The 23,248-nt window shown below is 64.6% G+C and carries 21 protein-coding genes; 12 read left to right on the top strand and 9 right to left on the bottom strand.

All coding sequences use genetic code 11. The annotated features are described in order from the left end of the window. Positions 1-50 precede the first annotated feature (50 nt). Positions 51-446, top strand: a complete 396-nt coding sequence (locus tag KA354_08700; GenBank protein MBP7934709.1) for a hypothetical protein — start codon at positions 51-53, stop codon at positions 444-446. Positions 447-504: 58 nt separating this feature from the next. Here KA354_08700 and KA354_08705 read toward each other — a convergent pair whose 3' ends face one another. Next, positions 505-1,773: a hypothetical protein gene (locus KA354_08705; protein ID MBP7934710.1), complete on the bottom strand. Its 1,269-nt coding sequence runs from the start codon at positions 1,771-1,773 to the stop codon at positions 505-507. A 216-nt stretch (positions 1,774-1,989) separates the two neighbouring features. Between KA354_08705 and nagB the strand changes: the two genes are divergently transcribed. Both nagB and KA354_08715 read left to right on the top strand, forming a co-directional pair. Continuing rightward, complete coding sequence (gene nagB, locus KA354_08710) at positions 1,990-2,790, top strand: glucosamine-6-phosphate deaminase (GenBank protein MBP7934711.1); 801 nt, start codon at positions 1,990-1,992, stop codon at positions 2,788-2,790. 354 nt (positions 2,791-3,144) lie between these two features. Then, complete coding sequence (locus KA354_08715; GenBank protein MBP7934712.1) at positions 3,145-3,927, top strand: hypothetical protein; 783 nt, start codon at positions 3,145-3,147, stop codon at positions 3,925-3,927. A gap of 58 nt (positions 3,928-3,985) precedes the next feature. Here KA354_08715 and KA354_08720 read toward each other — a convergent pair whose 3' ends face one another. The 6 genes from KA354_08720 to KA354_08745 all read right to left on the bottom strand — a co-directional run bounded on the left by KA354_08720 (position 3,986) and on the right by KA354_08745 (position 9,818). Further along, complete coding sequence (locus tag KA354_08720; protein MBP7934713.1) at positions 3,986-5,140, bottom strand: hypothetical protein; 1,155 nt, start codon at positions 5,138-5,140, stop codon at positions 3,986-3,988. A 13-nt stretch (positions 5,141-5,153) separates the two neighbouring features. Then, positions 5,154-6,554: an MBOAT family protein gene (locus tag KA354_08725; GenBank protein ID MBP7934714.1), complete on the bottom strand. Its 1,401-nt coding sequence runs from the start codon at positions 6,552-6,554 to the stop codon at positions 5,154-5,156. Between the two features lie 6 nt (positions 6,555-6,560). Then, entirely contained in the window at positions 6,561-7,055 is a 495-nt protein-coding gene (locus tag KA354_08730; GenBank protein ID MBP7934715.1) for a hypothetical protein, read from the bottom strand. Then, positions 7,052-8,083 carry a PD40 domain-containing protein gene (locus KA354_08735; GenBank protein ID MBP7934716.1) on the bottom strand — a complete coding sequence of 344 codons (1,032 nt, stop codon included), beginning with the start codon at positions 8,081-8,083 and terminating at the stop codon, positions 7,052-7,054. The genes KA354_08730 and KA354_08735 overlap by 4 nt, the downstream gene beginning before the upstream one ends. 149 nt (positions 8,084-8,232) lie before the next feature. Next, entirely contained in the window at positions 8,233-9,234 is a 1,002-nt protein-coding gene (locus tag KA354_08740; protein ID MBP7934717.1) for a dienelactone hydrolase family protein, read from the bottom strand. A gap of 116 nt (positions 9,235-9,350) precedes the next feature. Next, a complete protein-coding gene (locus tag KA354_08745; GenBank protein ID MBP7934718.1) occupies positions 9,351-9,818 on the bottom strand; it encodes an aminoacyl-tRNA deacylase in 468 nt (155 codons plus the stop codon). Positions 9,819-10,028: 210 nt separating this feature from the next. On the opposite strand from KA354_08745, the gene KA354_08750 reads away from it, so the two are divergent. From KA354_08750 to KA354_08770, 5 genes are all read left to right on the top strand, one after another. Then, the gene (locus KA354_08750; protein MBP7934719.1) at positions 10,029-12,911 is read left to right on the top strand and encodes a leucine--tRNA ligase; all 2,883 of its coding nucleotides are present in this window, start codon (positions 10,029-10,031) and stop codon (positions 12,909-12,911) included. 109 nt (positions 12,912-13,020) lie between these two features. After that, positions 13,021-13,671, top strand: a complete 651-nt coding sequence (gene cyaB, locus KA354_08755) for a class IV adenylate cyclase (protein ID MBP7934720.1) — start codon at positions 13,021-13,023, stop codon at positions 13,669-13,671. Between the two features lie 254 nt (positions 13,672-13,925). Beyond that, positions 13,926-15,287, top strand: a complete 1,362-nt coding sequence (locus tag KA354_08760; protein ID MBP7934721.1) for a Gfo/Idh/MocA family oxidoreductase — start codon at positions 13,926-13,928, stop codon at positions 15,285-15,287. Positions 15,288-15,412: 125 nt separating this feature from the next. Then, complete coding sequence (locus KA354_08765; protein MBP7934722.1) at positions 15,413-16,018, top strand: Fe(2+)-trafficking protein; 606 nt, start codon at positions 15,413-15,415, stop codon at positions 16,016-16,018. 59 nt (positions 16,019-16,077) lie between these two features. After that, a complete protein-coding gene (locus KA354_08770) occupies positions 16,078-16,530 on the top strand; it encodes a hypothetical protein (protein ID MBP7934723.1) in 453 nt (150 codons plus the stop codon). A gap of 30 nt (positions 16,531-16,560) precedes the next feature. Here the strand turns inward: KA354_08770 and KA354_08775 are convergent, their stop codons facing one another. Together KA354_08775 and KA354_08780 are read right to left on the bottom strand one after the other, a co-directional pair. Next, complete coding sequence (locus tag KA354_08775; GenBank protein MBP7934724.1) at positions 16,561-17,529, bottom strand: PmoA family protein; 969 nt, start codon at positions 17,527-17,529, stop codon at positions 16,561-16,563. Positions 17,530-17,646: 117 nt separating this feature from the next. Beyond that, on the bottom strand, positions 17,647-18,264 hold the full coding sequence (locus tag KA354_08780; protein ID MBP7934725.1) for a hypothetical protein: 618 nt from the start codon (positions 18,262-18,264) through the stop codon (positions 17,647-17,649). An 858-nt stretch (positions 18,265-19,122) separates the two neighbouring features. Between KA354_08780 and KA354_08785 the strand changes: the two genes are divergently transcribed. The 4 genes from KA354_08785 (at position 19,123) to KA354_08800 (ending at position 23,210) form a co-directional block, all read left to right on the top strand. After that, entirely contained in the window at positions 19,123-19,872 is a 750-nt protein-coding gene (locus KA354_08785; GenBank protein MBP7934726.1) for a hypothetical protein, read from the top strand. Between the two features lie 10 nt (positions 19,873-19,882). Continuing rightward, a complete protein-coding gene (locus tag KA354_08790; protein ID MBP7934727.1) occupies positions 19,883-21,211 on the top strand; it encodes an efflux RND transporter periplasmic adaptor subunit in 1,329 nt (442 codons plus the stop codon). A gap of 123 nt (positions 21,212-21,334) precedes the next feature. Next, positions 21,335-22,033, top strand: a complete 699-nt coding sequence (locus KA354_08795) for an ABC transporter ATP-binding protein (protein MBP7934728.1) — start codon at positions 21,335-21,337, stop codon at positions 22,031-22,033. Next, complete coding sequence (locus KA354_08800) at positions 22,005-23,210, top strand: ABC transporter permease (GenBank protein MBP7934729.1); 1,206 nt, start codon at positions 22,005-22,007, stop codon at positions 23,208-23,210. The genes KA354_08795 and KA354_08800 overlap by 29 nt, the downstream gene beginning before the upstream one ends. Positions 23,211-23,248: the final 38 nt, after the last annotated feature.

The following is a 23,248-nucleotide window of genomic DNA, read 5'->3' on the forward strand; positions in this document are numbered from 1 at the left end:
GGATAGGAAGCAGGCGACCCGTTTTCGACGGATGTTGGAGGAACCTGACCATGACCCGGACAGCCATCCGCGGACTGTGGCTCTCACTGTCTGCCGTTGCGGCGACGGCGGCCATAGGCACCGCCTGGTATTTGTATGGGCAGAACGCAACGCCACCACCCGCGAAGGAAGAACCCCGACCGCTGGAGCGGCCGGCCCTGGCCATTCAGAAAATGTCCTTGTGCATGGGACCCCAGCTGTCTTTCGATGCACCTCAACGTCGAGGAGATGACTACGCCCGGGCCATGGTTGACCACCAGGGGCAGGCCTGGGTCTTCCTGGCTCAATCGATGTCCTTCCAGTTCAGCAGAAGCGTATCGCCGACGGGCTCCATCCTCCTTTGGCAATGGCGTGATATGCCCGTCAAGCTCCGGCAGGTGTCAATCGTGACCGACACCGCCCTCTGACACGAGCGCTGAGATCACCAGGTTGCCAGTGACGGCCGCCGACGCTGCGGCTTTCGGGTTACCCTGCCGAGTGGGCCGCGGCCGCCATCCGCCGGGCCTTGTGGACCGCCTCCAGTCGCTCTTCCTTGGTCAACTCGAAGAGGTGGCGATAGAGCTGCTCATCGGCCGCGGTCATCTCCACCTTCCGCCGGGACATGGCGATCCTGGCGGTCTTGAGCAGGGCGGTCAGGCCGAAGCCCTTGCCGATCACGCCGTTCAGCAGCCAGGCGAAGGAGGGGATGCTCTTGGGCAGCGGCTCGCCCATGGCCACGCAGATGGCCATCGTCCCGACCACGGTGCCGGTGTTCAGGAGCGTGCCGATGCTGGTCTTGACGTGGTCGGCGATGAACGCGCCCACCTTGGTGGAGCCGGTGTCGATGGTCTGCTTGCCCATCTTGATGCTCACCGTGGTGTAGTCGTTCTTGAGATCGCTGTTGGTGGTCAGGGCCCCGAGATTGACCCATTCGCCGACGTAGGCGTGGCCCAGGAAGCCGTCGTGGTACTTGTTGGAGTAGCCGTGGATGATGCTCTCCTCGACCTCCCCGCCCACCCGGCACATGGTGCCGATGCTGCAACCCTCGCGGACCTTGGCACCCAGGAGAATGCTTCTGGGTCCAACATAGCACGGCCCTTCGATCCGGGTGTACGGATGGACTTCGACTCCGGCATCGAGAGTGACTGGCCCGTGCTGGGTGTCGATGCAGACGAAGGGATGGATCTCGGCGCCGGGGCCGACGTAGACCTGGTCCTTGGGACCGTACACGACGGACGATTCGTGCATCTTGCCCTCGATCCCCGAGCGACCGGCGGCCTTGAAGTCGGCGGTGGTCTGCTGCGGGTTGGCCAGCATGACATCCCAGATGTAGCCGAACCAGGGCCCCTGGAACTCGACTCGGGGGCTCTTGAAGGCTGCCTTGACCAGTCCGGCGTAATCGGTGACGCCGCTCACCTCATCGGTGGTCCGCCAGGCTGCCAGCTGCTCGCCTTTCCACACCGCGACGCGATCCTTGGGGGGTGTCCACCCGTGGCCGCAGACCCGGGCGTTGACGAACAACGTCTCCTCGCCGCGGCAGCCGGCGAGGCGGTTGACCGCGACCGTGGCGTAGCGCTGAGCCACGGTGGCCGCCAGGTAGTCGCGGACCAGTAAGACATCCGCCTGTTTTCCGACAGCCCGCTCGATCTTGGCGGCCAGGGACATGGCCCCGGTCCTCAATTCGAACACGCCTCGGGTGTAGGCCAAGGGCAGGAAATGATCGACCTGGTTATCCTCGAAGATCACGCACTTCATAAGATATCCTCCACCTCGCACCTTCATGCAACGAACAGATGGCTCGTGGGAAATGACAGATGGCCATACTTATACGGGCATCGGTGTTCCCACGCAACCACCCGCCCTTGTCGGCTTGAATGGCGCTCGTTACTATCCGAGCCATCGTTCCCATTTCAGGATCATGGCATGGCGGCCCCCGGGCCGTCGGAGAACACGAAGAGGAGAGCACGTAAGATGGAAGTGATCATTACCGAGAGTTACGAAGCGATGAGCGCCCAAGCCGCCAAGATGATCGCCCAGCAGATCCTGCACAAGCCGAGCTCGGTTCTGGGGCTGGCCACGGGCTCGACCCCGGTCGGCACCTACAAGGAGATGATCCGGATGCACAAGGAGCAGGGTCTGGACTTCTCCAAGGTGGTCACCTTCAACCTCGATGAATACGTGGGCCTGCCACCCTCGCACAACCAGAGCTACCGCTACTTCATGGATCACAACCTGTTCCACCACATCAACGTGCCCACGGGCAACATCCACGTGCCCTACGGCCACGCCGAGTCGGTGCTGGATTTCTGCGCCTGGTACGAGTCCGAAATCAAGCGCTACGGGGGAATCGATATCCAGATTCTGGGGATCGGCGGCGACGGCCACATTGCCTTCAACGAGCCGGGGAGTTCGCTCGGTTCGCGGACCCGGCTCAAGACGCTGACCCAGGAGACGATCACCGACAACGCCCGGTTCTTCGCGAACATGGACGAGGTTCCGCGGTTCGCCATCACCATGGGCGTGGGGACGATTCTCGAAGCCCGCAAGATCATCATGCTCGCCAACGGATCCAAGAAGGCCAAGATCGTCGCCGAGGCCATCGAGGGACCGGTCAGCTCGCAGGTCTCCGCCAGCGCCCTGCAACTGCATCGGGACGTGGTGGTGATTCTGGACAAGGAAGCCGCCTCGAAGCTCAAACGTGCCGACTACTACAAGTGGGTCTACGATCAGAAAGCCAAGCTGATGCCCGCCCTGATCGGCAAGGCAACCTAAGGCGAGCCCGCCTTCCACCGGAAGTGCTGGTAGCGACGCTTGTTACATGCCCTCGCACTGGTCGCCGCGACGACCGGTGGAGGGCATGTTCGTTTCGCTTCCATGTACCCTTTTTTCGACCCAGCGTGACCGTGGGCGCTCTACAATAGATGTACAAGACTGGGCGTCACGACCGGGCGATGTTCTCCGGGACACTGGGGTACCCCGTTCCGCACGTCAACGAAACAGAAGGAGTGGGTGATGATGTCACGGTCATTCTCCACAACTCGGTGCAGGGGAGACAGGTCTTCGGCGAAGCAGAACAGACGTAGCCCGGCACAGTTGGCATCCAGGTTGTCCGTGCTCGCGGTTGCGATGGTCTCATCCATCGGAGGAGCCCCCAGCCACGCCCAGGGCATCCTGGATACGTTCGGACAGGGTAACGCGTTTGACGTGACGCGTACCTATCTGATTGTGGATCGTCCAGCTTTCGCCTACCAGGCCCTCGCCATGCGGTTCCAGTCAGCCGTCGACCAGCAATTCACCAAAGCGGTCGTGGCCACCTCGGCCTGGCCATACACTGACGGGTATACGGGATCCATGATTGCGATGTTGATCGAGGGCAACGATAGCGCGCCCGGCAATTCGATCCTGGAGCAATTCAGCTTCGGCAGCCCCTACGGCCCGACGGTGATCACCTTCACCTCGGTGAGCCGGCCGAGCCTAACCGCGGGTGGCATCTACTGGTTTGCGATACTGCCCGACGTTTCGGCGTGGCCATGGCAGACATATGCCGGCTGGCACCTTTCCTCGAGTGTCGTCACCGCCCCGAGCAACCTGGCTGCCATACACAGCCGCGGCGGTCCCTGGGCTGCAATGGGCACGCCTCAAGGCACTCCCGTACAAGCACCGGCACTGCGAATCGAGGCGATCATCGTTGTGGCTGCTGATGCGGATTCGGATGGCGATGTCGATCAGCAAGACTTGGAGCGACTCAGCGTCTGCACCTCGGGTCCCGCCATGCCTCACAGTGACACGCCAGAGTGCCAGCAAACCGATTTCGACGGCGATGGCGACGTGGACCAGAGTGACTTTGGCATTCTCCAACGATGCTGGAGTGGGGCAAACCGGTCGCCGGACCCGAATTGCGCGAAGTGAACGCGGGCGGCAACGTGATTCTGAAGGCCAACGTCATCGCCAGAGAGGCACGTTCGTCTCACTCCGCCGCCGAGATCGCCACTTCCTGCCAACCCTCCATGCCGAAGCGGACGTCGCGTTCGACGAACTCCCAGACGACCAGGCGTTTGCCGGCCAGCATGGCCGGCTTGCGGGCCAGTTCCTGGCGAACGAGGGTCGAGGCCCCGCCGTCGCTGACGATGGAGGTGACCGGCCGGCCGAGTTCGCGGGCCAGGTGGGCGATGAAGCCGGCTGAGCCGGGCTCGTCGCGCTCGTAAATGCGCAGAAAGCTGTCGCCCAAGACGAGAATGCTCGACGCCGGGTCGTCGCGATAGGGCTGGCCGTCCGGTTGGATCACCTGCTCGCAGCGCACCGCCTCCGCCTCGAAGAGGGCCTCGATCGGGGGGCATTTCAGCATGCGCAGCACGTCGCCCGGCCGCCGGACGGTGATCGGATGCACGGCGTAGTCGACTGACTTGTCCGGCGCCTGGCGGAGCGTGCGGATCCTTCGAGCCACGGCCTCGGCCGCCAGACGAGCGCCGGCGGCCGTCCAGTGCGTGTCACGCTCCAGATACCAGGCTTCCGCGTCTGTCGACCGCGGGTTGGATCTCGCCTCGGCGAAAACCGGGAAGAGATCCATCGTTTCGACACCGGCGGCGGCCAGATCGGCCAGCAGCCTGCGGGTGGGCTCATGAACGCGACTGTCGGCGGGTTGTGCTCGCCGGGTCAGTTGGTCCGGATAGACCGACGGCTTGCCGGGAACGGGCACGACCAGCAGGTGAATCCCTCGCCGGGCCAACTGATCGCGGAACGACACGATTGCCTCGACGGCCGGTCCGCGCCCGGTGCGGGCGGCGGCGTGGTCGGGGCAGCGCTCGGTCAAGTATCGGGCGTCCGGCCGGTAGAACCACCAGCCATCCCGGCCGACCAGAGCCAGCTCACCGACGTCGCCGAACGCCCGGTATCGCAGGTACTGGGTCCGCGGACGCAGTTCCTGGGCGATGAGGGCCTGCTCCTTGAGGTCGTTCTCGAACGCTTTCAGGGTTTTCTCGGTCGGCCACTGGCGGAACAGATCCAGGATCTGCGGCATCTCGCCGTGGCGCAGCTCGCTGATCGCCTGGAACGGCCCCTCGAAGGCGATGATGGCCAGGAACCCGAGTACCATCAGGTAGTGTTGTCCGCGTCCGGAGGTCACGTTGCCTGTGCTCCTAGAACTGGAAGTACAAGAAGGGGTTGAACGCCTGGCTGAACATGGTGGCCAGGCCCACAGCGAACAACACGATCAAGCCGGCCGCCCGAAGCCAGGTCAGCTTGTTCACCCAGTCCATCGCCTGGATCGGCCCGAAGGCGAGCACGGCGCACAGGGCGATCTCCAGGAGCCGGCCGGGGTTGTACAGATCGCCGGCCAGCAGGATCGATCGCCCGACGAAGCCGCCGGTCCCGAACATGGCCCCCAGGTACCGTACCGCATCGGCAAGCGTGTCGGCCCGGAACAGCACCCAGGAGATGAGTACCAGCACGAAGGTCAGGCTGACGCGCAGGGGCCGCGGGAAGGCCGCATAGGCGCTTTTCTTGCCGAGCATGCGTTCGAAGGCCAGGAAGCCGCCGTGGAACGCGCCCCAGGCGACGAACGTCCAGTTCGCCCCGTGCCACAGCCCGCCCAGAAGCATGACCACCGTCAGATTGAAGTAGTTGCGCCGGGCACTTACCCGGTTGCCGCCCAGGGGGATATAGAGGTAGTCGCGCAGGAAGGTCGAGAGCGAGATATGCCAGCGGCGCCAGAACTCGGTGATGCTCTCCGAGCGATAGGGTGCATCGAAGTTGCGGGGGAACTCGAAGCCGATCATCCGGCCCAGGCCGATGGCCATGTCCGAGTAGCCGGAGAAGTCGAAGTAGATCTGCATCGCGTAGGCGATGACGCCGAGCCACGCATCGACCACCCCGGGCGATTCGGCGGCGAAGGCGGCGTCGGCCATGGGGGCGATGGCGTTGGCCAGCAGGACCTTCTTGGCGAATCCGAGGACGAACAGGGCAGTACCGGCCGAGAACTTGTCGAGCGTATGGGCGCGCTGCACCAGCTGGCCGGCGATGACGTTGTAGCGCAGGATCGGACCGGCCACGAGCTGCGGGAACAAGGCGATGAAACAGGCGAAGTCGCGGAACGACCGGACCGGGGGGGCCACGCCCCGGTAGACGTCCACCGTGTAGCTGATGTTGTGGAAGATGTAGAAGGAGATGCCGATCGGGAGGGCGATCCGCCAGACGGGTATCGAGCCGGCTCCGAATGTCGCCAGGAGCCGGTTCAGGTTCTCCTCGGCGAAGGTGAAGTACTTGAAGAAACCCAGCAGGCTGAGACTCGCTGCCACGGAAATCGCCAGGGCGACGGTGGCCTTGCGCCGATCCGGACCCGCGGCCGCGATCGCCCGCCCGCAGAGGTAGTTGACCACCGTCGCGAAGAGCATGAGCAGCACGAACCGCGGGTCCCACCACCCGTAAAATACGTAGCTGGCCGAGAGCAGGAGCAGATTGCGCTGGAACGGCAACGCGTAGTAGGTCAGCAGGACGAGGGGCAGGAAGTAGAAGATGAACACATGCGAGGTGAAGACCATCGTGTCCTACCTGACCACCCGATTGGTCCACACCGCCCAGTAGATTGGCCCGCTTGACTCTTGGTGGTACTTGTTGATCATCGGCCCCATGTAGTAGTCGTCCAGCGGCACTTCGAGGGCCAGCCGGTGTACTTCGCCGGCCTTGAATCGCTTGAGCGTGCCGCCGATGTCCTTGGCCTTCGGGTCGGCCGCTTCAGACCGCGGCTTGAGCGGGTTATACTGAGCGACCAGGAGGGTCTCGCCCTCGGCCTTGCCGCGATGGGTCTCGAGGATCTTGTACTTCAGCACGTACACGTAGTCGTAGAGGTTGTTGGGCGGGAACTCGCCGCGGATCTCGACCAGTTGTGCGGTGACCTCGACGCTGCCCCTGGTGGTGACATTGGGATCGGCCCCCGGGTCCGTCTTCTGCCCACATGACGCCCAGCAGGCCAGAGAGGCCAAGCCCATCGCCAGGTATACCGCCTGCCGGGCGATCTGCGGTTGTACCGGATGGTGATTCACTTGGTCGCCCCCGTTTCCGTGTTGACCCAATACGGTTCCCAGCCGACCGGCAGGATCAGCACCGGTCCGTCCTTGGTGTTCGGATGGATCTGACGAAGGGCCTTGCTCTCGCCGCGGATGGTGGGAGCGTCGGCCAGGCGCATCAGACCGATCGGGGCGCCGTTCTTCTCCGGCCCCGAGCCGTCCTCCGCCCCGAGCGTGAACAACACGTACTTGCTGTCCGGCGAGACTGCCCCGCCGTAAATGTGCCGCCCGTCCTCGCCGAAGACCAGGCCGCGGTGACTGCCGTCACCGTCTGCCATCCACAGCTGCGTCCACCCGTAGCCGCCCTGGTTGCCCGGCCGGTGCGAGAAGATGATCCGCTTCGAATCCGGGAACCAGTCGGGCGTGCAGTTCTGGAACTTGTTGACCGGGTTGACGTCCCCCTTCTCGATGTTCATCCGCACCACGGTCCACTGCTCGCTCTGATGGTTGGCCACGCCGCAGAACCATTTGCCATCCGGCGACCAGAAGATCTGCTGGTAAACGCCCTTGCGCGGCATATGGCGGACGACCTTGTGCGTGGCGATGTCGACGATCTGGATACCCTTGAGCGTCAGGCAGGCCACCTGCTTACCGTCCGGCGACCAGGAGGCCCAGGGGAAGTCTCCGTCCGCGCCGATCACCTCCGGCTTGGAGCCGTCGGCCTCCGCGATCACCAGCCCGCCCTGAAAACCCCAGTTGTCGTGGTCGATGGTGGTCTTCTTGGGCAGGCGGCGGTAGAGCAGCTTCTTCCCGTCCGGGCTGAATCGCGGGGCGGCCTCGTTGAACTCCGGGGTATTCGTCAGGTTGCGCACCTCGGAGCCGTCCGGCCGCATGACGAAGAGGTCCCAGTCGCCCTGCGGACTCCGCGCCCCGTAGACAATCCAGCCCTTGTCGTGGACTTCCTTGGCCAAAACGACGGCACGTGGATCGTGCCTGCCCTCCTCGCCCAGCGTTGCAGGGCCCAGAGCGAGAACGCACAACAGCATCCAAGGACGTCTCGACACCGCACCCTCCATGCCCAGGCTCCCTCGCGCAATTCTCGATCGAAGACGTTAGTGGATCTTACCGCCCTATCCGGTCGGCGCCAAATGGTCCCGGGCCGTGATGACAGAAGAGGTATGGAGAGGGTTAAGCCCCAAGCGATGAAGTCGTGCTATCGAGACTCGACCGTGATCGGTGCTGGAGCGGCGAGGGTGTCGCTCAGGTATTCGTACGCCGTGACATCACCCTGCAGGCCGGCTCGGAAGAAGGCGGTCAGCAGCCCGGCGACCAGCTTTCGCGATGCCGCCGGATCCGGCCCCTCGACGCAAACCGAGCAGATCAGCCCGCAGCCGGGCCTCGAGGCGTCGAGCACGTCCTGGTGCCCCATCTCCAGGGCCACGACGTGCCAGGCGGGCGAGGCGCTGGCCGCATAGAACTGCACGTGGTTATCGCCGTCCGGGGCACAGGGGATGCCGAGCCTGCCCTCGGCCTGCGAGGAAAGGGCCGCGCCGATGACCAGGCTTGGGAATGGGAAGCCGAAGGACTCTGAGGCCACGCGCGGCTCATGGAGAAAGGGCAAGGCGCCGTTGTCCACCGGATCGACACCGGCCACCGCTCGTGCCCAGGTCGGATCCTGCCTGAGCAGTGACCAGACCACTCGCCCGCCCCGCGAGTGACCCGCCAGCCCCATGTGGCGCGTGTCGGCAACCACCCCGGCGACGGCACTCAAGTGACCGGTCAGCCAGTCGAGCACCGCCACGAGAGCGGCCACTTCCTCGGCGGTCGTGGGCGTGCCGAAGGGCAGTCCCGGTCCGGGGTACATCTGCGGCGCGACCACCACGAACCCGTGACCGGCCAGATGGCCCAGGATCTCGCGGTAGTAGCTTCGTGCGAGCAGGTATCCGTGGTCAAACACGATCACCGGATACCGGCCGGCCTCGACCGGAGCATGAATCTGCAACGGCTTGGACGGTCCCGACCAGCACGGCCGGATATCGATCTTGCGAACGGCCAGGTCGCCCGCCTCGTACGGGTCGCCCGATCCCACGTGGAGAGGTCGATCGCCGCTACCCGAGTCGAAGGACGAGGCAAACGGCTCGGTGCAGGCCCGTTGCGGCGCGCAGCGCGGGGAGGCAACCAGGAACAAGGCGATCATCGGCAACAAGACGCGCACGGGAATGATCTCCGGGCCTACCGCCGTCCAGGCAACAAAGGACTATAGGTCATCGCCCCCCCTCGCGACAAGCCCGCCGCCCGGCGGCCGATGCGATCACGCGGCCTGTCTCTCCATCACCCGCTGCAGATCCCGGCAGGCGAGGCGTCGAGAAGCCGCACCACATCCTCGGTGGCCATTTCGACCATCACGCCGCGTCGCCCGCCGTTGACGACGATCCGTTCCAGAGCCAACAGCGTTTCTTCGATGACCACCGGCAGCTTGCGGCGCATCGCGAACGGGGAGATGCCCCCGACCTGATAGCCGGTGATCTTCTCGGCCTCGTCGTGATCGGCCAGCCGGGCCTCCTTCTCGCCGATGGCCGCAGCCATCAGTCGGGTGTCAAACCGCTGGTCGCCCGGCACGATGGCGACCCAGAAGTGCCGGTTGGCGGCCTGCACGATCAGCGTCTTGCAGACCATTTCCAGCGGCCGCCCCACCGCCTCGGCGGCCAGATCCGCGCCCACCTCGGTGAATACGTACTCAAGCACCTCGAACGGAATGCCCTGGGCACGAAGCCACTTGACCGCGTTGGTGTCGGACATGGCGACCATTGTATCCAGGATTCCGTGCCCGCACCCGCACCACCGGGGCACGCGAGCCGCCGCTGGCGGGCGCACCGAACCTGCAGGCCGAGAATCCGGGTCCGTTTTTGCCCCAACTCACATGGCTCGTTATCATGGGGTCACAACCCGACCGGCGATAGACCGGCGATCTCAACCGTTGGCTCGACACTCTCAAGAAAGAGGGGTCCGATGAACGCGACAGGCAGTTACGATTTTGCCGCTATTGAGGCCAAATGGCAGCGATACTGGCTCGATCACAAGACTTTCCGGACCGTCGGCCCGACCGATCCGGGTTTTGACGCCGCCAAGCCCAAGTTCTACGTGCTGGACATGTTCCCGTATCCCAGCGGCGTCGGCCTGCACGTCGGGCATCCCTTGGGTTACATCGCCACCGACATCTACGCCCGGTTCCTGCGGATGCGCGGCTACAACGTGCTCCATCCCATGGGCTACGACGCCTTCGGCCTGCCTGCCGAGCAGTACGCGGTCGAGCACGGCGTGCCGCCCCGCCAAACCACCGAGCGAAACATCGCCAATATGCGGTCGCAGATGCAGCGGCTCGGGCTTGGCTACGACTGGGACCGTGAAATCGCCACCACCGACGTCGCCTACTACAAGTGGACTCAATGGATCTTCCTCCAGCTCTACAACAGTTGGTACGATCCCGCGGTCGACGCCGCCCGCCCGATCAGCGAGTTGGTCCACAAGCTCGAACAGGACCTGTTGCGGGTCCGCTACGACGGCCAGGTCTGCGAACCTAGCGGACGGGGAGCCGAATCCGTCCTCGGTGCTGAGCCGGGCATGCGCTCGTGGGGCGAATTGAGTCCGCAGGAGCGGCAGGCCGTCCTCGACGAGTACCGGCTGGCCTACCTCGACGAGATCCCGGTCAACTGGTGCCCGGCACTGGGCACCGTACTGGCCAACGAGGAGGTGACCAACGACGGCCGCAGCGAACGCGGCAACCACCCCGTCTTCCGCCGGCCGCTGCGCCAGTGGATGCTGCGAATCACCGCCTACGCCGACCGGCTGGAGAACGATCTTGACTTGGTCGACTGGCCGGAGCCGATCAAGCTCATGCAGCAGAACTGGATCGGGCGGAGTGAAGGCGCCGAGGTCGATTTCCAGGTCACCGACCACGAAGAAGTCATTCGGGTCTACACCACTCGGCCAGACACCCTCTTCGGGGCCACCTACATGGTTCTGGCCCCTGAACACGAGCTGGTCAATCTGGTCACGTCCGACGCTCAGCGGGCGGCCGTCCAGCAATACGTTCAGGAAGCCCGCCACAAGACCGACCTCGACCGTACCGCGGACACCAAGGAGAAAACCGGCGTCTTTACCGGCGGATATGCGGTCAATCCGGTCAATGGCAACAAGATCCCGATCTGGATCGCGGATTATGTCATGATGGGCTACGGAACCGGGGCAATCATGGCCGTTCCCGCCCACGATACCCGCGACTTCGAGTTCGCGACCAAGTTCGACCTGCCCATCGTCCGGGTGGTGCAGCCGCCGGCCGGCGAGGACTGGCGCGGTTTCACCGGCGACGGCGTGGCGGTCAACTCCGGCCCGTTCGACGGGCTGAGCACGCCCCAATTCAAGCAGAGAATCGTCGAGTGGCTGGAGGCCGACGAGCTCGGCCAAGGCGCGGTCAACTACAAACTCCGCGACTGGCTGTTCAGCCGCCAGCGCTACTGGGGCGAGCCGTTCCCCATCGTCCACGACGTCAAGACCGGCGAGGTCTTCCCGCTCGACGAGAGCGAGCTCCCAGTCGAACTGCCGAGCATCGAGGACTACCGTCCGCAGGTCTCCGACGATCCCGACGCCCTGCCCGTCCCGCCGCTCGGCCGTGCCGCCGACTGGGTCCATGTCCGCGGATACGTCACCCCGGAAGGTAACGTCAAGATGCTCAAGCCCGGCCAGACCCCACCGCCCGGACTCGTTGAACGCCAGTTCCGGCGCGAGCTCAACACCATGCCCCAGTGGGCCGGCTCCTGCTGGTACTACCTGCGCTACCAAGACAACCACAATGATCAGGCCATGGTCGATTCCGTGGTCGAAAACTACTGGATGGCCCCGGCCAGCCGTCCGGGTGCACCGGCCGGCGGCGGCATCGATCTCTACGTCGGTGGGGCCGAGCACGCCGTGCTCCACCTGCTCTACTCGCGATTCTGGCACAAGGTCCTGTTCGACCTCGGCCACGTGAGCTCGCCCGAACCGTTCGGCCGGCTGTTCAACCAGGGGTACATTCAGGCCCACGCCTTCCAGGACCAGCGGGGAATCTACGTTGATGTCAACGATGCCGAAGGGAAGGTCGAAGACAAGGAGGTCAAGTACGTCCGCAAGTCCACGGGCGAACCCCTCACGCGCAGTCTCGGCAAGATGGGCAAGAGCCTCAAGAACGCGGTCGCGCCCGACGACATCTGCCACGAGTACGGCACCGACACATTGCGAACCTACGAGATGTACATGGGCCCGCTCGAAGCCAGCAAACCCTGGAGCACGCGGGATATCATCGGCATGAGTCGGTTCCTGCATTCTCTCTGGCGGCGGTTCGTGGCCGAGGACGGCACGCTCAAGGTCGACGACACTCCGGCCGAGGACGCCATCCGCCGCCTGCTGCACAAGACCATCAAGAAGGTCACCGCCGACCTGGAAGGCCTGCGTTTCAACACCGCGATCGCCGCATTGATCGAGTTGAACAACGCCTTCAAGGGCGACCGCCTGCCGCGCGAGGTGGCCGAGCCGCTGGTCAAGCTGCTCTCGCCCATCGCCCCGCACATGTGCGAGGAGCTGTGGCAGATGCTCAAGGGCGACAAGTGGCAGCGGTCGCTGGCGTTCGAGTCATGGCCAGCCTTCGACGAAGCTCTGTGTGTCGACCCCGAGGTCGAGATCGTCGTCCAGATTTGTGGCAAGGTCCGCTCGCGGATCATGCTGCCGCCGTTGGCCGACGAGGAGCGAATGAAGCGCGCCGCTCTGGCCGACAGCAAGATCGCCGGCGAACTGACCGGCAAGACCGTCCGCAAGGTGATCTGTATCCCCGGCCGGTTGGTCAACATTGTGGCAAACTGATGCCCCCGGTCGCGGTGAACCGCGACGAGGAATTGAGAATGGAGAACTGAGAATGGAGAAAGGACACTCTCGATCGAGTGTCCTCAGGTCAGCCCTGTAGCATTGAGCAATGACTCTTCTGTTCGGCTCCCCCAAGCTGACCACTGATCGCCGACCGCTACTTCCGATGCCCCTCGAAGTTGAAGCCAAGCTGAAGGTCGATGACCACGCCGTGGTGCGCGAGCGGCTGCGGGCCCTTGGAGCCTCGTACCAGGGTCAGGTCACCGAGACCAATCGGATCTTTGACAGCGCCGACCGCACGCTCCTGGCCGGCGGGCGCGGGCTGCGCGTGCGAAGCAGCGTGACCGCCGATGGGCGAACGCTGGGCACCCTGACCTACAAGGGCCCGCTGCAGCCAGGCGACCTCAAGAGCCGCGAGGAGATTGAGACCAAGTTGGAGGATCCCCAGTCAACAGCGGCCATTCTGACCGCGCTGGGCTTTGTCGAGGTCGTCCGCTTCGAGAAGCGCCGCGAAAGCTGGCACCTCGGCGACTGCCACATCGAGCTGGACGAAGTCCCGCACCTGGGCTGCTACGTCGAGATCGAAGGCTCCGACGAACCGACCATCCGCCGCGTTCAGGCCGACCTCGGCCTCGCCCACCTCACTCACATCCCATCCAGCTACATCGCCCTCCTGGCCAAGCACTGCCGGGCTCACGACCTGCCCACCCTGCCGATCACCTTCCCCAACCAGGACATCTGCCCCTGGACTGGTTCATGAAGGTTTCAACGAAGGGAGATGAATCACACGGCCCGGAGACGTCGTGCACGTTGTCGTGTGGCACAAGGGCGCGGCCACGGCGGGCTGGGACCGTCCCAGACCCGGCAGTGCGGACAGCAACCGGCGCCGGGCTGGACTCCAACCGTGAGCTCGATGATACTGACTTGCTCTTCCTTCGTGGGTTCGTGTCAGGGCCCAGCCCGAGAAGGCGGCCCTGACCAGTGGAGCGATTGACCAACCAGGAGACCCGGAGCATGCAAAACGGAAGAACCGGCCTTACGCGGCGCGAATTGGTGGGCGGCACGGCGGCGGCTCTGGCGGGGATCAGCATCGTTCCCCGTCATGTGCTCGCGGGCGGCGATCAGACGGCACCCAGCGAGAAGCTGAACATCGCGGCCATTGGAGCGGGCGGACAGGCCGTGTGGGACCTCGACAACCTGTCCGGTGAGAACATCGTCGCCCTCTGCGACGCCGACCTGCGGACCTGCAAGGATACGTTCAAGAAGTACCCCAAGGCCAAGCAGTATCGCGATTTCCGCAAAATGCTCGCCGAACTGGACAAGGAAATCGACGCAGTCCTGGTCGCCACTCCCGATCATACCCACGCGGTGGCCGCCATGGCCGCCGTGAAGCGCGGCAAGCACGTGTACTGCGAGAAGCCGCTGGCCCACTCGGTGTGGGAAGTTCGCCAGCTCATGACAGCCGCCCGGGAGCACAAGGTCGTCACCCAGCTCGGCAACCAGGGCCACTCGTTCGATACTATCCGTCAGTTCTGCGAGTGGATCTGGGACGGTGCCATCGGCAAGGTACACACCATCCACGCCGCATGCGACGCGTTCCCGGCGGCCTACTCCAAGATCGGCCGGCTCGACAGCCTCAAGAAGAGACACGAAATCCCGGCCGAGCTGGACTGGGATCTATGGCTGGGTCCGGCCGCCGACCGGCCCTACCACCCCGCCTATCTACCCTTCGAGTGGCGGGGCTGGTCGCCCTTCGGCACCGGCGTGCTGGGCGATTGGGTCTGCCACGTCCTCGATCCGGTGTTCTGGGCCCTGGACCTGGGCGCGCCCCGCACCATCCAAGTCGACAAGGCGGTGGACTACGATGTGGAGAAGCACGCCCTGACCTTCCCCAAGGGAATCGTGGTCCGCTACGACTTCGCGGCCAGCGACAAACACGGTCCGATCACGCTCTACTGGCACGGCGGTTCGGAGCGCATCCCCCGTCCCGAAGGCATGGACAAGGGCGTCAACCCCCCGGGCACCGGCGCGGTGGTCTTGGGCGACAAGGGGGGAATCACCTACGGCTCGCACGGCGCCGGCGGCCTGCAGATCTATCCGCAGGACAAGATGAAAGCCTATAAGCAGCCACCACAGAAACTGCCACGCGTCAAGGGCCACCACCAGGATTGGCTGGATGCCATTCGCAAAGGCACCAAAGCCGGCTCCGACTGGTCTTACGGCGGGCCACTCACCGAGCTCGGGTTGCTGGGCGTGATCGGGCTGCATTTCCCAGGCCAGGAACTCAAATGGGACGGTCCCGCCATGCGCTTCACCAACAACGACGAAGCCACGAGGATGCTGACGCCCAAGTACCGCGAAGGCTGGAAGCTCTGAATCCGCTCGGACGAGCACGCCCTCGATCCGCCGCCGGAGCGGCACGGACGAGTCACGGACAGGGCCGATCACCCGCTGATGGATCGCACGGGCAGATCCCGAACGGCAACCAGAAAGGAGACCTCATGGACGATGCACGCATTGCCCAGTTCCGCAAGATGACCGAGGCCGACCCGACCAACGAGTTGGGGCATTTCAGCCTGGGGCAGGCCCTTCTGGAAGCCAAGCAGTACAAGGAGGCAGCCGCTTGCTTCGAGCGAGTCATCGAGCTGAACGCCCAGAACTCGAAGGCCTATCACTTGCTGGCCCTGGCCCAGAATGCGGCCGGCGAGCGGAGCAAGGCCCTGGGTACCGCCCGGCTCGGGTTCGATATCGCCCACAGCCGGGGCGACATCCGACCGCGCGACGGGCTTGCCGCCCTGATGCGCATGCTCGGCGAAGAGCCTCCCGAGGTGGATGATCCCATGAGAGCGAAACCCGGACCGGCCATCAAGATCGGCGAGGGCCAGATCACCTGCCGGCATTGCGGCGCGGCCAAGGCCCCGATGGCCGAGCGGCCGTTCAAGGGCGAGTTGGGCGAGAGGGTCCTGGCTTCGATCTGCCCCGACTGCTGGCGGGAGTGGGTCTTCATGGGTACCAAGGTCATCAACGAACTTCGCTTGGATTTCGCCAACCCCCAGCACGGCAAGGTCTACGATCAGCACATGCGCGAGTTCCTCGGCCTCGAGTGAGCCGGGATGACAGGGGGTGCCGCACCCGCTAGGATGGCAGGCTCAGGAAGGAGTCTGTGATGTCCACCGAGAAATACGGCGCGCCCGCCCCCATGGTGCTGGCGATGATCATCTGCGACGCGATTCACCAGGACCCTGCCACCAAGAAGAGCACTATCCTGGGAACGTTCTCCACCATCAACGCCCGGCAGTTCCCGGCCATCCACCGTCAACTCGCCGTACACGTCGCGATGAGCAACGGGCACGGCAAGACCCGCATTCGCCTCACCCTGGTCGGGCCGGACGAGAGTCAGCCGCCACTCTTCTCCCGGGAAGGTGTGATCGAGTTCTCCGATCCCCGCATGGTCGCCGAAATCAACTTCGCCCTGGTCAATATCACCTTCCCCGCGCCGGGCGAATATCGCCTCCAAATCCTGGGTAACGACGAACTGCTGATGGAACGTCGGCTTTACGTGATCGGCCTGCCACCGTCGATATCGCCCGGCGGGCATTCGCCTGAACAACAGAGTTGAGGCCGACGCCACCCGGTCCGCCAAGCCACATCAGCCCGCTGCCGCCACAAACTCCTGATAGATCTGATTCACCCGCAAGCCGTCGATGAGCCCCTTCAGGGCCGCCACCCGGTAGCGGATCCGGATCGCCTTGCCCGCCGGGAGCGTCCAACCTTTCTCGCCCACCCACTGAAAGGGCGTCGGGGACATGAAGCCGTAATCGCGGGTGAACCACCTGGCGTCCGGCCAGGGATTGTCCGGATGATGCATGAGCACGATGGACTCCGGCACGCCCAGACGCGTGGCCTCGAATCCGCACCACGGGGCGGCTTGACCGAAGGTGGCCTTCTCCCCCACCCGGCCATGAGCGTCGATCAGCTTGCCGCCCCCAAGCGGAGCCATGTCACGGGCGGCCCGAACCGAAAAGAAAGAGTGGTTCGTGTTGGCGATGCGCACGTCGGTCCGAGCGGTGAGCGTGATGTCCGCGTCGATCAGATGAACGTCCGGGCCGGGCGCCACAATGCTGAACCTGCGGGCGTCCTCCAGAATCGGTTCCTTGTCCGGCTGCCGCCAGTCGCAAGAGTCGACAATCGCGATCCGCGTGCCCTTGGCCTGCTCGAGCTTTGGTCCGCGCGAGATAATCTGGCCGCGCTCAAGCCCATCTTGCCAGTAGTTGCCGCCATTGACCCGGTCGCAACCCAGGTACAATGAACGATGGTGCGGCCATGGCTCACCCGTCTCGTCGGTCAGCGGCAGCCCGGAGGCGGGGCCGATCACGGGATAGAAATAGGGGTACTTCTGGGCGGTGTCCGCCCGGTAGCAGGTGAAGACCCGATCGCCCAAGCGGACCCAGATCTTCCGGGCATAGAGATAGGAACCCAACTCCTGCTGTGCTGGACGCGCGGGCGCGACCGTCGGGGCAGCCGCCTGGACCGAGCCCGACGCGAGCGTCCCGGCGGCGACGGCGCCGGCCATTTGCTTTAGAACGGTACGCCGATCCACCACCTTGAACGATGACACGACAGGCCTCCTTCCAGCCACTGTGGGATGACCTCACCGAGGTCGCCCCTGCACCCTCGCCCTGCGCAGGGCCGTACACCTCTCCCACTCAGGGACGCGGATAGGTTTACCGCGGCGTCAATCGGCCGGCAAGATGACCTGATAATCGACCCGGATTCCGCCGGTGACCGTATTGTCCACCTCGAAGGTGTAAACCACGGTCGAGCCACTGGTGAAGTGCGTACCCAGCTCCAGGGTCTGGTTACCAAAGTTGTTGAGGACCACCTTCTGGGCGGTCGAGTCCGTGGTGAGCTTGTCGGTGAAGGTGATCCCGGTCCCCAGATCCTCATCCGGGCTGGCCCCGAGTTCGCTGAGCCTGTTCAGCATGTCGTAGCCGCCGAGACTGAGCACACGGGCGGTCTCGAAGGTCACCAGCGAGCTGGTGCTGTTGCGCTCCAGCCGTTGCGTGGTGTGGTCGGCGTCGGCAAAGAACTGATCGTACTCCGGCGTGCGGACGTGGTTCAGCGGATCGTAGATGCCGTAGGTGAAGACCGCGAAGAACGGGGTGTTGTTGATGAATCCGACATTCACCGTGCCTCGGGTGCCCGGCGAGGAACCGCCCAGCGAGACCACGTTGTTCAGCCACACGTTGGTCGGCGTGTAGCCGTACGGGATGCAGCCCAGCATGGCCGTGACGCAAGACCCCAGCAGCCAGCTCCGGCCCGATGCGATACCCCAGGCGGTCGTGTATTTCATGACGTTCACTGCTCCGGAGTTCATTAGACACCCTCAGCGGCAGGTGTCAACCGTAGGGGATGCATCGGCCGGAAAGGAGGTCCTTCTTGAGTAGGGGCGGCGCATAATTGAAGGTTTCAACAAGGTTTGTGACACATAGCGACGAGGTACGCCCTTCCCGAGCGCCCCAGGTCCTCTGCCCCTTGCCGGCAACCATCTGCCGACGGATAGCCCGCATTTCCCCTACCCGGATGTGTCCCGGCCAATCAGATGGCGAGGACATGGCGATCATTCCCAGCGGCTGGTCTGCTGGTCGGGGTAAACCGACGTAGGGAACAGCTCATTCCACCGGACTTGTACCACGGCACCCTCAGACGGATTTCCGTCGACCGACTGACTCCTTGGGGGGAGGGAGCTGCCGGTCGTGGTCCGCCGACCAAGCCGGCCTTGGAGACACGTACCCTGGCCGGGGCCCGACGTGAGCCTCGCGAACCGTCCTTGACGTCGTGGTCGGAGCAAGGCTCGGAGCATCCTGAGACCTCCCATCAACTTCTTTCTGAGATCGCCTCCCGTCTCAAACAGAGATGCCCGCCCTTCGCCGCAGACCGCACCCGGCCAACCGCCGCACCCGTGCAACCGGCGTACGGTTTGCCGCCGGGATACGCACGGTCATATGCCCAGCGGAGCCGACCCCGCGCCGCGAGATGAACGACGGATTCGCTCGATCCCGAGAACCGGACCTCGGCCACTCGAGAATGAACCGGACGGCGGCAACCGGTCCATCACCGCACGAGCTACGTTGACCGGATCACCGCACGCCGAGGGTCATCCTCTTCCTTGGCAACTTCCAATCCGGTATTCTGCTCCGTGGAGGATGACTTGTCGTCCGGAATCCGCGACATCCCGAGCCTCTACTTTTCCCCCTTACGCTTCTATCAGCCATTCGACCTGGCCACGTCCTACGGCGGACCACTGGCGTTGCTGGTCGTGCTGCTGGCGGCGGCTGGATACACGGTCGTCTTCTCCGGGCTGATCGGGCGATCAGTGGACATTTCCACTGAAAAGGGCCTTGCACTGATCGAGCGGACTTCCGTCGGCGAGGTCAAGCGGGATGAATTGGACGATCGGCTTCGCACCGCGCGGGAAGCCGCGGTGTTCTGGAAGGTCCTGGCCAGCGGGGCGTCCGTTCTTCAGGGACCCGTCGAAACGCTCGGCCGGATCTTCCTCGGAGCCACGGTGGCGTTCGTGGCCGTCGCCCTGTCCGGGCGGAAACCTGCCTACCACGGCCTGGTTTCGATCCTGACCTTTGCCTCTTACGTCGAAGTCCTGCGGCAGGCGGTCGTCGTGCCGCTGATGATCAGCCTCCACTCGGTCGAGGTGGAGACATCGCTGGCGGTGCTGTTGCGCGGGCGTCCGGAAGCTTCGGCATGGCTCTACGCCGGCCTGCAGGCGGTGGATCCGTTCAGCCTCTGGTTCTACGCCCTGGCCGCCATCGGGATCAGTCGATCCGGCCAGCTCTCCACCCGAGGAGCGGTGTTTCTGTCTATCCTGTTGTGGGCGGGCGCGGCCGGCCTGCGAACCGGAACCGTGTGGCTGATGGACTCACTGGGGGGCGAAGTCACGATTTGAGATCGCCGCCATGAAGAAGATGATCCTGCTTGTCGCCGCGGTTCTGATCGTGATCGTGCTGGTCTATGCGAACCACCGGCTTCAAGGTTCGCCGCGGAAGCTGAACTGGAGTTTCGCGCCGCCGGCGGCGCTGCAGGTCGAGGCTCAGAAACCCACTCGTCGGCCTATCACTCACGTCGTCACGGCACCAGGCACGATCCAGCCCGTTGTCGAGGTCGAGATCAGCTCGCAGGTGGTTGGGCGGGTCCTGAAGCTTCCAGTCAAGGAGGGCGAGGCAGTCAAGAAGGGAGACCTGCTCGCAAAGCTGGATGCCGCGGACTATGAGGCCCGCGTCCGCTCCGCCGAGGCCCGAGTGCAGCGGCTCAAGGCGGCCATCCGCCAGGTCAGCGCGGACCTGGAAAAGGCGGATCGCGACGACAAACGCTACAAGAACCTGATCGCGAGCGACGCGGCCAGCATCGACGAGCGGGAGAACGTGGCGACGATCCTGAGCCGCCTCCAGGCAGCCCGCGACATGGCCCAGCAGGAGAGCATCGAGGCCCAAGGAGCCCTCGATGCCGCCCAGGAGGACCTCAGACGAACGTCCATCATCTCGCCGATCGACGGAGTCGTCGCCCAGATCTTGGCGGAGGAGGGCGAAGTCCTCATCCCGGGCACGATGAATCTGCCCGGCGCCGTGTTCATGGTCATCAGCGACATGGCCCGCATGGAGGTCAAGACGCAGATCGACGAGTCGGACGTGGTTCGGGTCAGGCCGGGTCAGCGAGCCTGGATCTACCTGACCACCGACGACCGCACGGCCATTCCCGGCGTCGTTCAGCGGGTGACGCCCAAGGGTGTCAAACAGGTCGAGGTCACCACCTTCGAGACACGGATCCTGGTCGAGTCAGCCGATCCCCGTGTCCGGTCGGGAATGACGGCCAGCGTCGAGATCGAGGTGCGTCGGCACGAAAACGCCCTGGCGGTGCCGATCCAGGCCGTTCGGCACCGGAAGCGAAAGGACCTGCCCGCCGAGGCGGTGAAAGAGGGGGCGACCGAAGTCTCGACCACGTCATCGGCGGCGAGGCCCGCGACCGTGCCGGCCGCACTGGGCCGGACTCGGCGGAGTCGCGAGCCGGAGGCCGAGTACCTCAAGGTGGTCTTCGTGATCAAGGATGGCAAGGCCCAGGCTCGTCTGGTTCAGACGGACATCAGTGACGAGAGCCACGTCGAGATCACTTCGGGCCTGGGGAGCGACGACCAGGTCATCATCGGCCCGTATCGCGTTCTGGATGTGCTGAAGCACGGGCAGGCGGTAGAGGCAACGGGGGCGACAGCGACCCGCCCGGCCGGGTCGTGAAGGCATGAGCGAGCAGGTGCGGGAACGCACCCGCGCGCCAGGATGAGCGTAAGGGAAGTGGCCGAGCCAACCATCAAGTCGGTCAATGATCCGGCAAGCGGAAAAGCCGCGCCCGAACCGCCGATGATCGAAATCGAGAAACTGACCAAGGTCTACCGCGTCGGGGTCGAGGAGATCCACGCCCTGGCAGGAATCAGCCTGACCATTTGCCGCAACGAGTACGTCGCCATCATGGGACCGAGCGGCTCGGGCAAGAGCACGCTGATGAACATCCTGGGCTGCCTGGACATTCCCGGAGGCGGCGTCTATCGGCTCAACGGGCACGATGTCAGCCGCGTGTCACAGTCGGCTCTGGCCCGGATTCGCGGTGAACAGATCGGCTTCGTCTTCCAGACATTCGAACTGTTGCCTCGGGCCACCGCCCTCAAAAACGTCCAGCTGCCCCTCGTCTACGGCGGATCTCGGCATCGGCGGCAGTTGGCGACCGAAGCGCTCCGGCGCGTGGGCCTGGCCGACCGGCTGGCCCACCGTCCTAACGAGCTTTCGGGCGGGCAGCGGCAACGCGTGGCCATCGCCCGGGCCCTGGTGCGGCACCCGGCCATCCTCCTGGCGGACGAGCCGACGGGAAACCTCGACACCGCCACCGGCAACGAAATCATGGCCCTCTTCGACGCGCTGCACGCCACCGGGCAGACCATCATCATCGTGACCCACGAAGCCGAGGTGGCCGCCCGGTGTCAGCGGGTCATCCGGCTGAGGGACGGGTACGTGGAATCGGATACCCCGAATGAAGCTGCTGGCCAACATCGTGACAGGGCTTGAACAGCTCTGGATGAACAAGATGCGATCCGTGCTGACCGTGCTCGGCATCATCATCGCGGTCAGTTCGGTCATTACCGTGGTCGCGGTCATCCAGGGTTTCTCATCCTACGTGACCAATTTCCTGCAGGGGCTGGGCACGAACGCGATGTGGGTCTGGCCCCAGCGCCCCCCGGGCGACGCGGGGCAAGCGTTGGGCCGCATCGAAATGACCCCTGAGGACCTGGAGGCCGTGGAGCGCCGCTGTCCGGCGATCGCCACCCTGGCCCCGCTGATCGAGCGCCGAACCACGCTCATCTACCGCGACGTCAAGCTGGAGACGTCGCTCGTCGCCACCACCGACAAGTTCAACCTGATCCGTGGCTTTGACGTCGAGGTGGGGCGATGCTTCGGGCCGGTGGACATCGAATCACGCCGACAGGTGTGCGTGGTCGGACGCGAAGTGCTCCGCAAACTGCAGATGGACACGGATCTCATGGGCCGCTACGTCCAGGTCGCGGGTCAGCGTTTCCAGGTCGTCGGCATCCTGAAGTCGAAAGGCTCGTTCTTCGGCGAGAGCCAGGATAATCTTGTCCTGGTGCCCTTCACCACCGGACTGAAGCTGTTTCCCACCGCCCGGCGGCTGTTGGCCTTCATGGTCCGCGCCCAGGCCCCGGAACTCGTGCCCGAGGCGAAAGCCCAGATCACCAGCACCCTCCGCCACCGGCATGAACTTGCCCCGGACCAGCCGAACGATTTCGGGATCGAGACGCAGGACGAGATCCTCAAGGAGTTCAACAAGATCAGCTTGATTGCCACCAGCGCCCTGGCCGGCGTCGTGGGAATCTCGCTTCTTGTTGGAGGTATCGGGATTATGAACGTCATGCTGGTGTCGGTGACCGAGCGAACCCGGGAAATCGGCCTGCGCAAGGCGGTCGGCGCCCGCCGGCGGGATATCCTCGCCCAGTTCATGACCGAGGCTGTGCTGCTCAGTTGTCTGGGCGGGGGAATCGGCCTGGCCATCGGCTACGGCGCCTGCTACCTGGCGTCGCTGCACCCGCAGATGATCAGCGTGATCATCCCGTGGTGGGCGGTCGGGCTGGGCTTCGGCTTCTCCGCGGGAGTGGGCGTGCTGTTCGGCATTGTTCCGGCCTTCAAGGCGGCCATCCTGCATCCCATCGAGGCCCTGCGCCACGAATGACACGATACCCCCGGTCCCCGGTCCCCAGCCAGGAACGC

The sequence above is a fragment of the Phycisphaerae bacterium genome (assembly GCA_018003015.1).
Taxonomy (GTDB): Bacteria; Planctomycetota; Phycisphaerae; order UBA1845; family PWPN01; genus JAGNEZ01.

What these genes read in the sequence shown, in the direction of transcription:
- KA354_08700 (MBP7934709.1), top strand. Translation starts at nt 51, where the DNA reads ATGACCCGGACAGCCATCCGCGGACTGTGGCTCTCACTGTCTGCCGTT.
- KA354_08705 (MBP7934710.1), bottom strand. Translation starts at nt 1,773, where the DNA reads ATGAAGTGCGTGATCTTCGAGGATAACCAGGTCGATCATTTCCTGCCC.
- nagB (MBP7934711.1), top strand. Translation starts at nt 1,990, where the DNA reads ATGGAAGTGATCATTACCGAGAGTTACGAAGCGATGAGCGCCCAAGCC.
- KA354_08715 (MBP7934712.1), top strand. Translation starts at nt 3,145, where the DNA reads ATGGTCTCATCCATCGGAGGAGCCCCCAGCCACGCCCAGGGCATCCTG.
- KA354_08725 (MBP7934714.1), bottom strand. Translation starts at nt 6,554, where the DNA reads ATGGTCTTCACCTCGCATGTGTTCATCTTCTACTTCCTGCCCCTCGTC.
- KA354_08745 (MBP7934718.1), bottom strand. Translation starts at nt 9,818, where the DNA reads ATGTCCGACACCAACGCGGTCAAGTGGCTTCGTGCCCAGGGCATTCCG.
- KA354_08750 (MBP7934719.1), top strand. Translation starts at nt 10,029, where the DNA reads ATGAACGCGACAGGCAGTTACGATTTTGCCGCTATTGAGGCCAAATGG.
- cyaB (MBP7934720.1), top strand. Translation starts at nt 13,021, where the DNA reads ATGACTCTTCTGTTCGGCTCCCCCAAGCTGACCACTGATCGCCGACCG.
- KA354_08760 (MBP7934721.1), top strand. Translation starts at nt 13,926, where the DNA reads ATGCAAAACGGAAGAACCGGCCTTACGCGGCGCGAATTGGTGGGCGGC.
- KA354_08765 (MBP7934722.1), top strand. Translation starts at nt 15,413, where the DNA reads ATGGACGATGCACGCATTGCCCAGTTCCGCAAGATGACCGAGGCCGAC.
- KA354_08770 (MBP7934723.1), top strand. Translation starts at nt 16,078, where the DNA reads ATGTCCACCGAGAAATACGGCGCGCCCGCCCCCATGGTGCTGGCGATG.
- KA354_08780 (MBP7934725.1), bottom strand. Translation starts at nt 18,264, where the DNA reads ATGAAATACACGACCGCCTGGGGTATCGCATCGGGCCGGAGCTGGCTG.
- KA354_08790 (MBP7934727.1), top strand. Translation starts at nt 19,883, where the DNA reads ATGAAGAAGATGATCCTGCTTGTCGCCGCGGTTCTGATCGTGATCGTG.
- KA354_08795 (MBP7934728.1), top strand. Translation starts at nt 21,335, where the DNA reads ATGATCGAAATCGAGAAACTGACCAAGGTCTACCGCGTCGGGGTCGAG.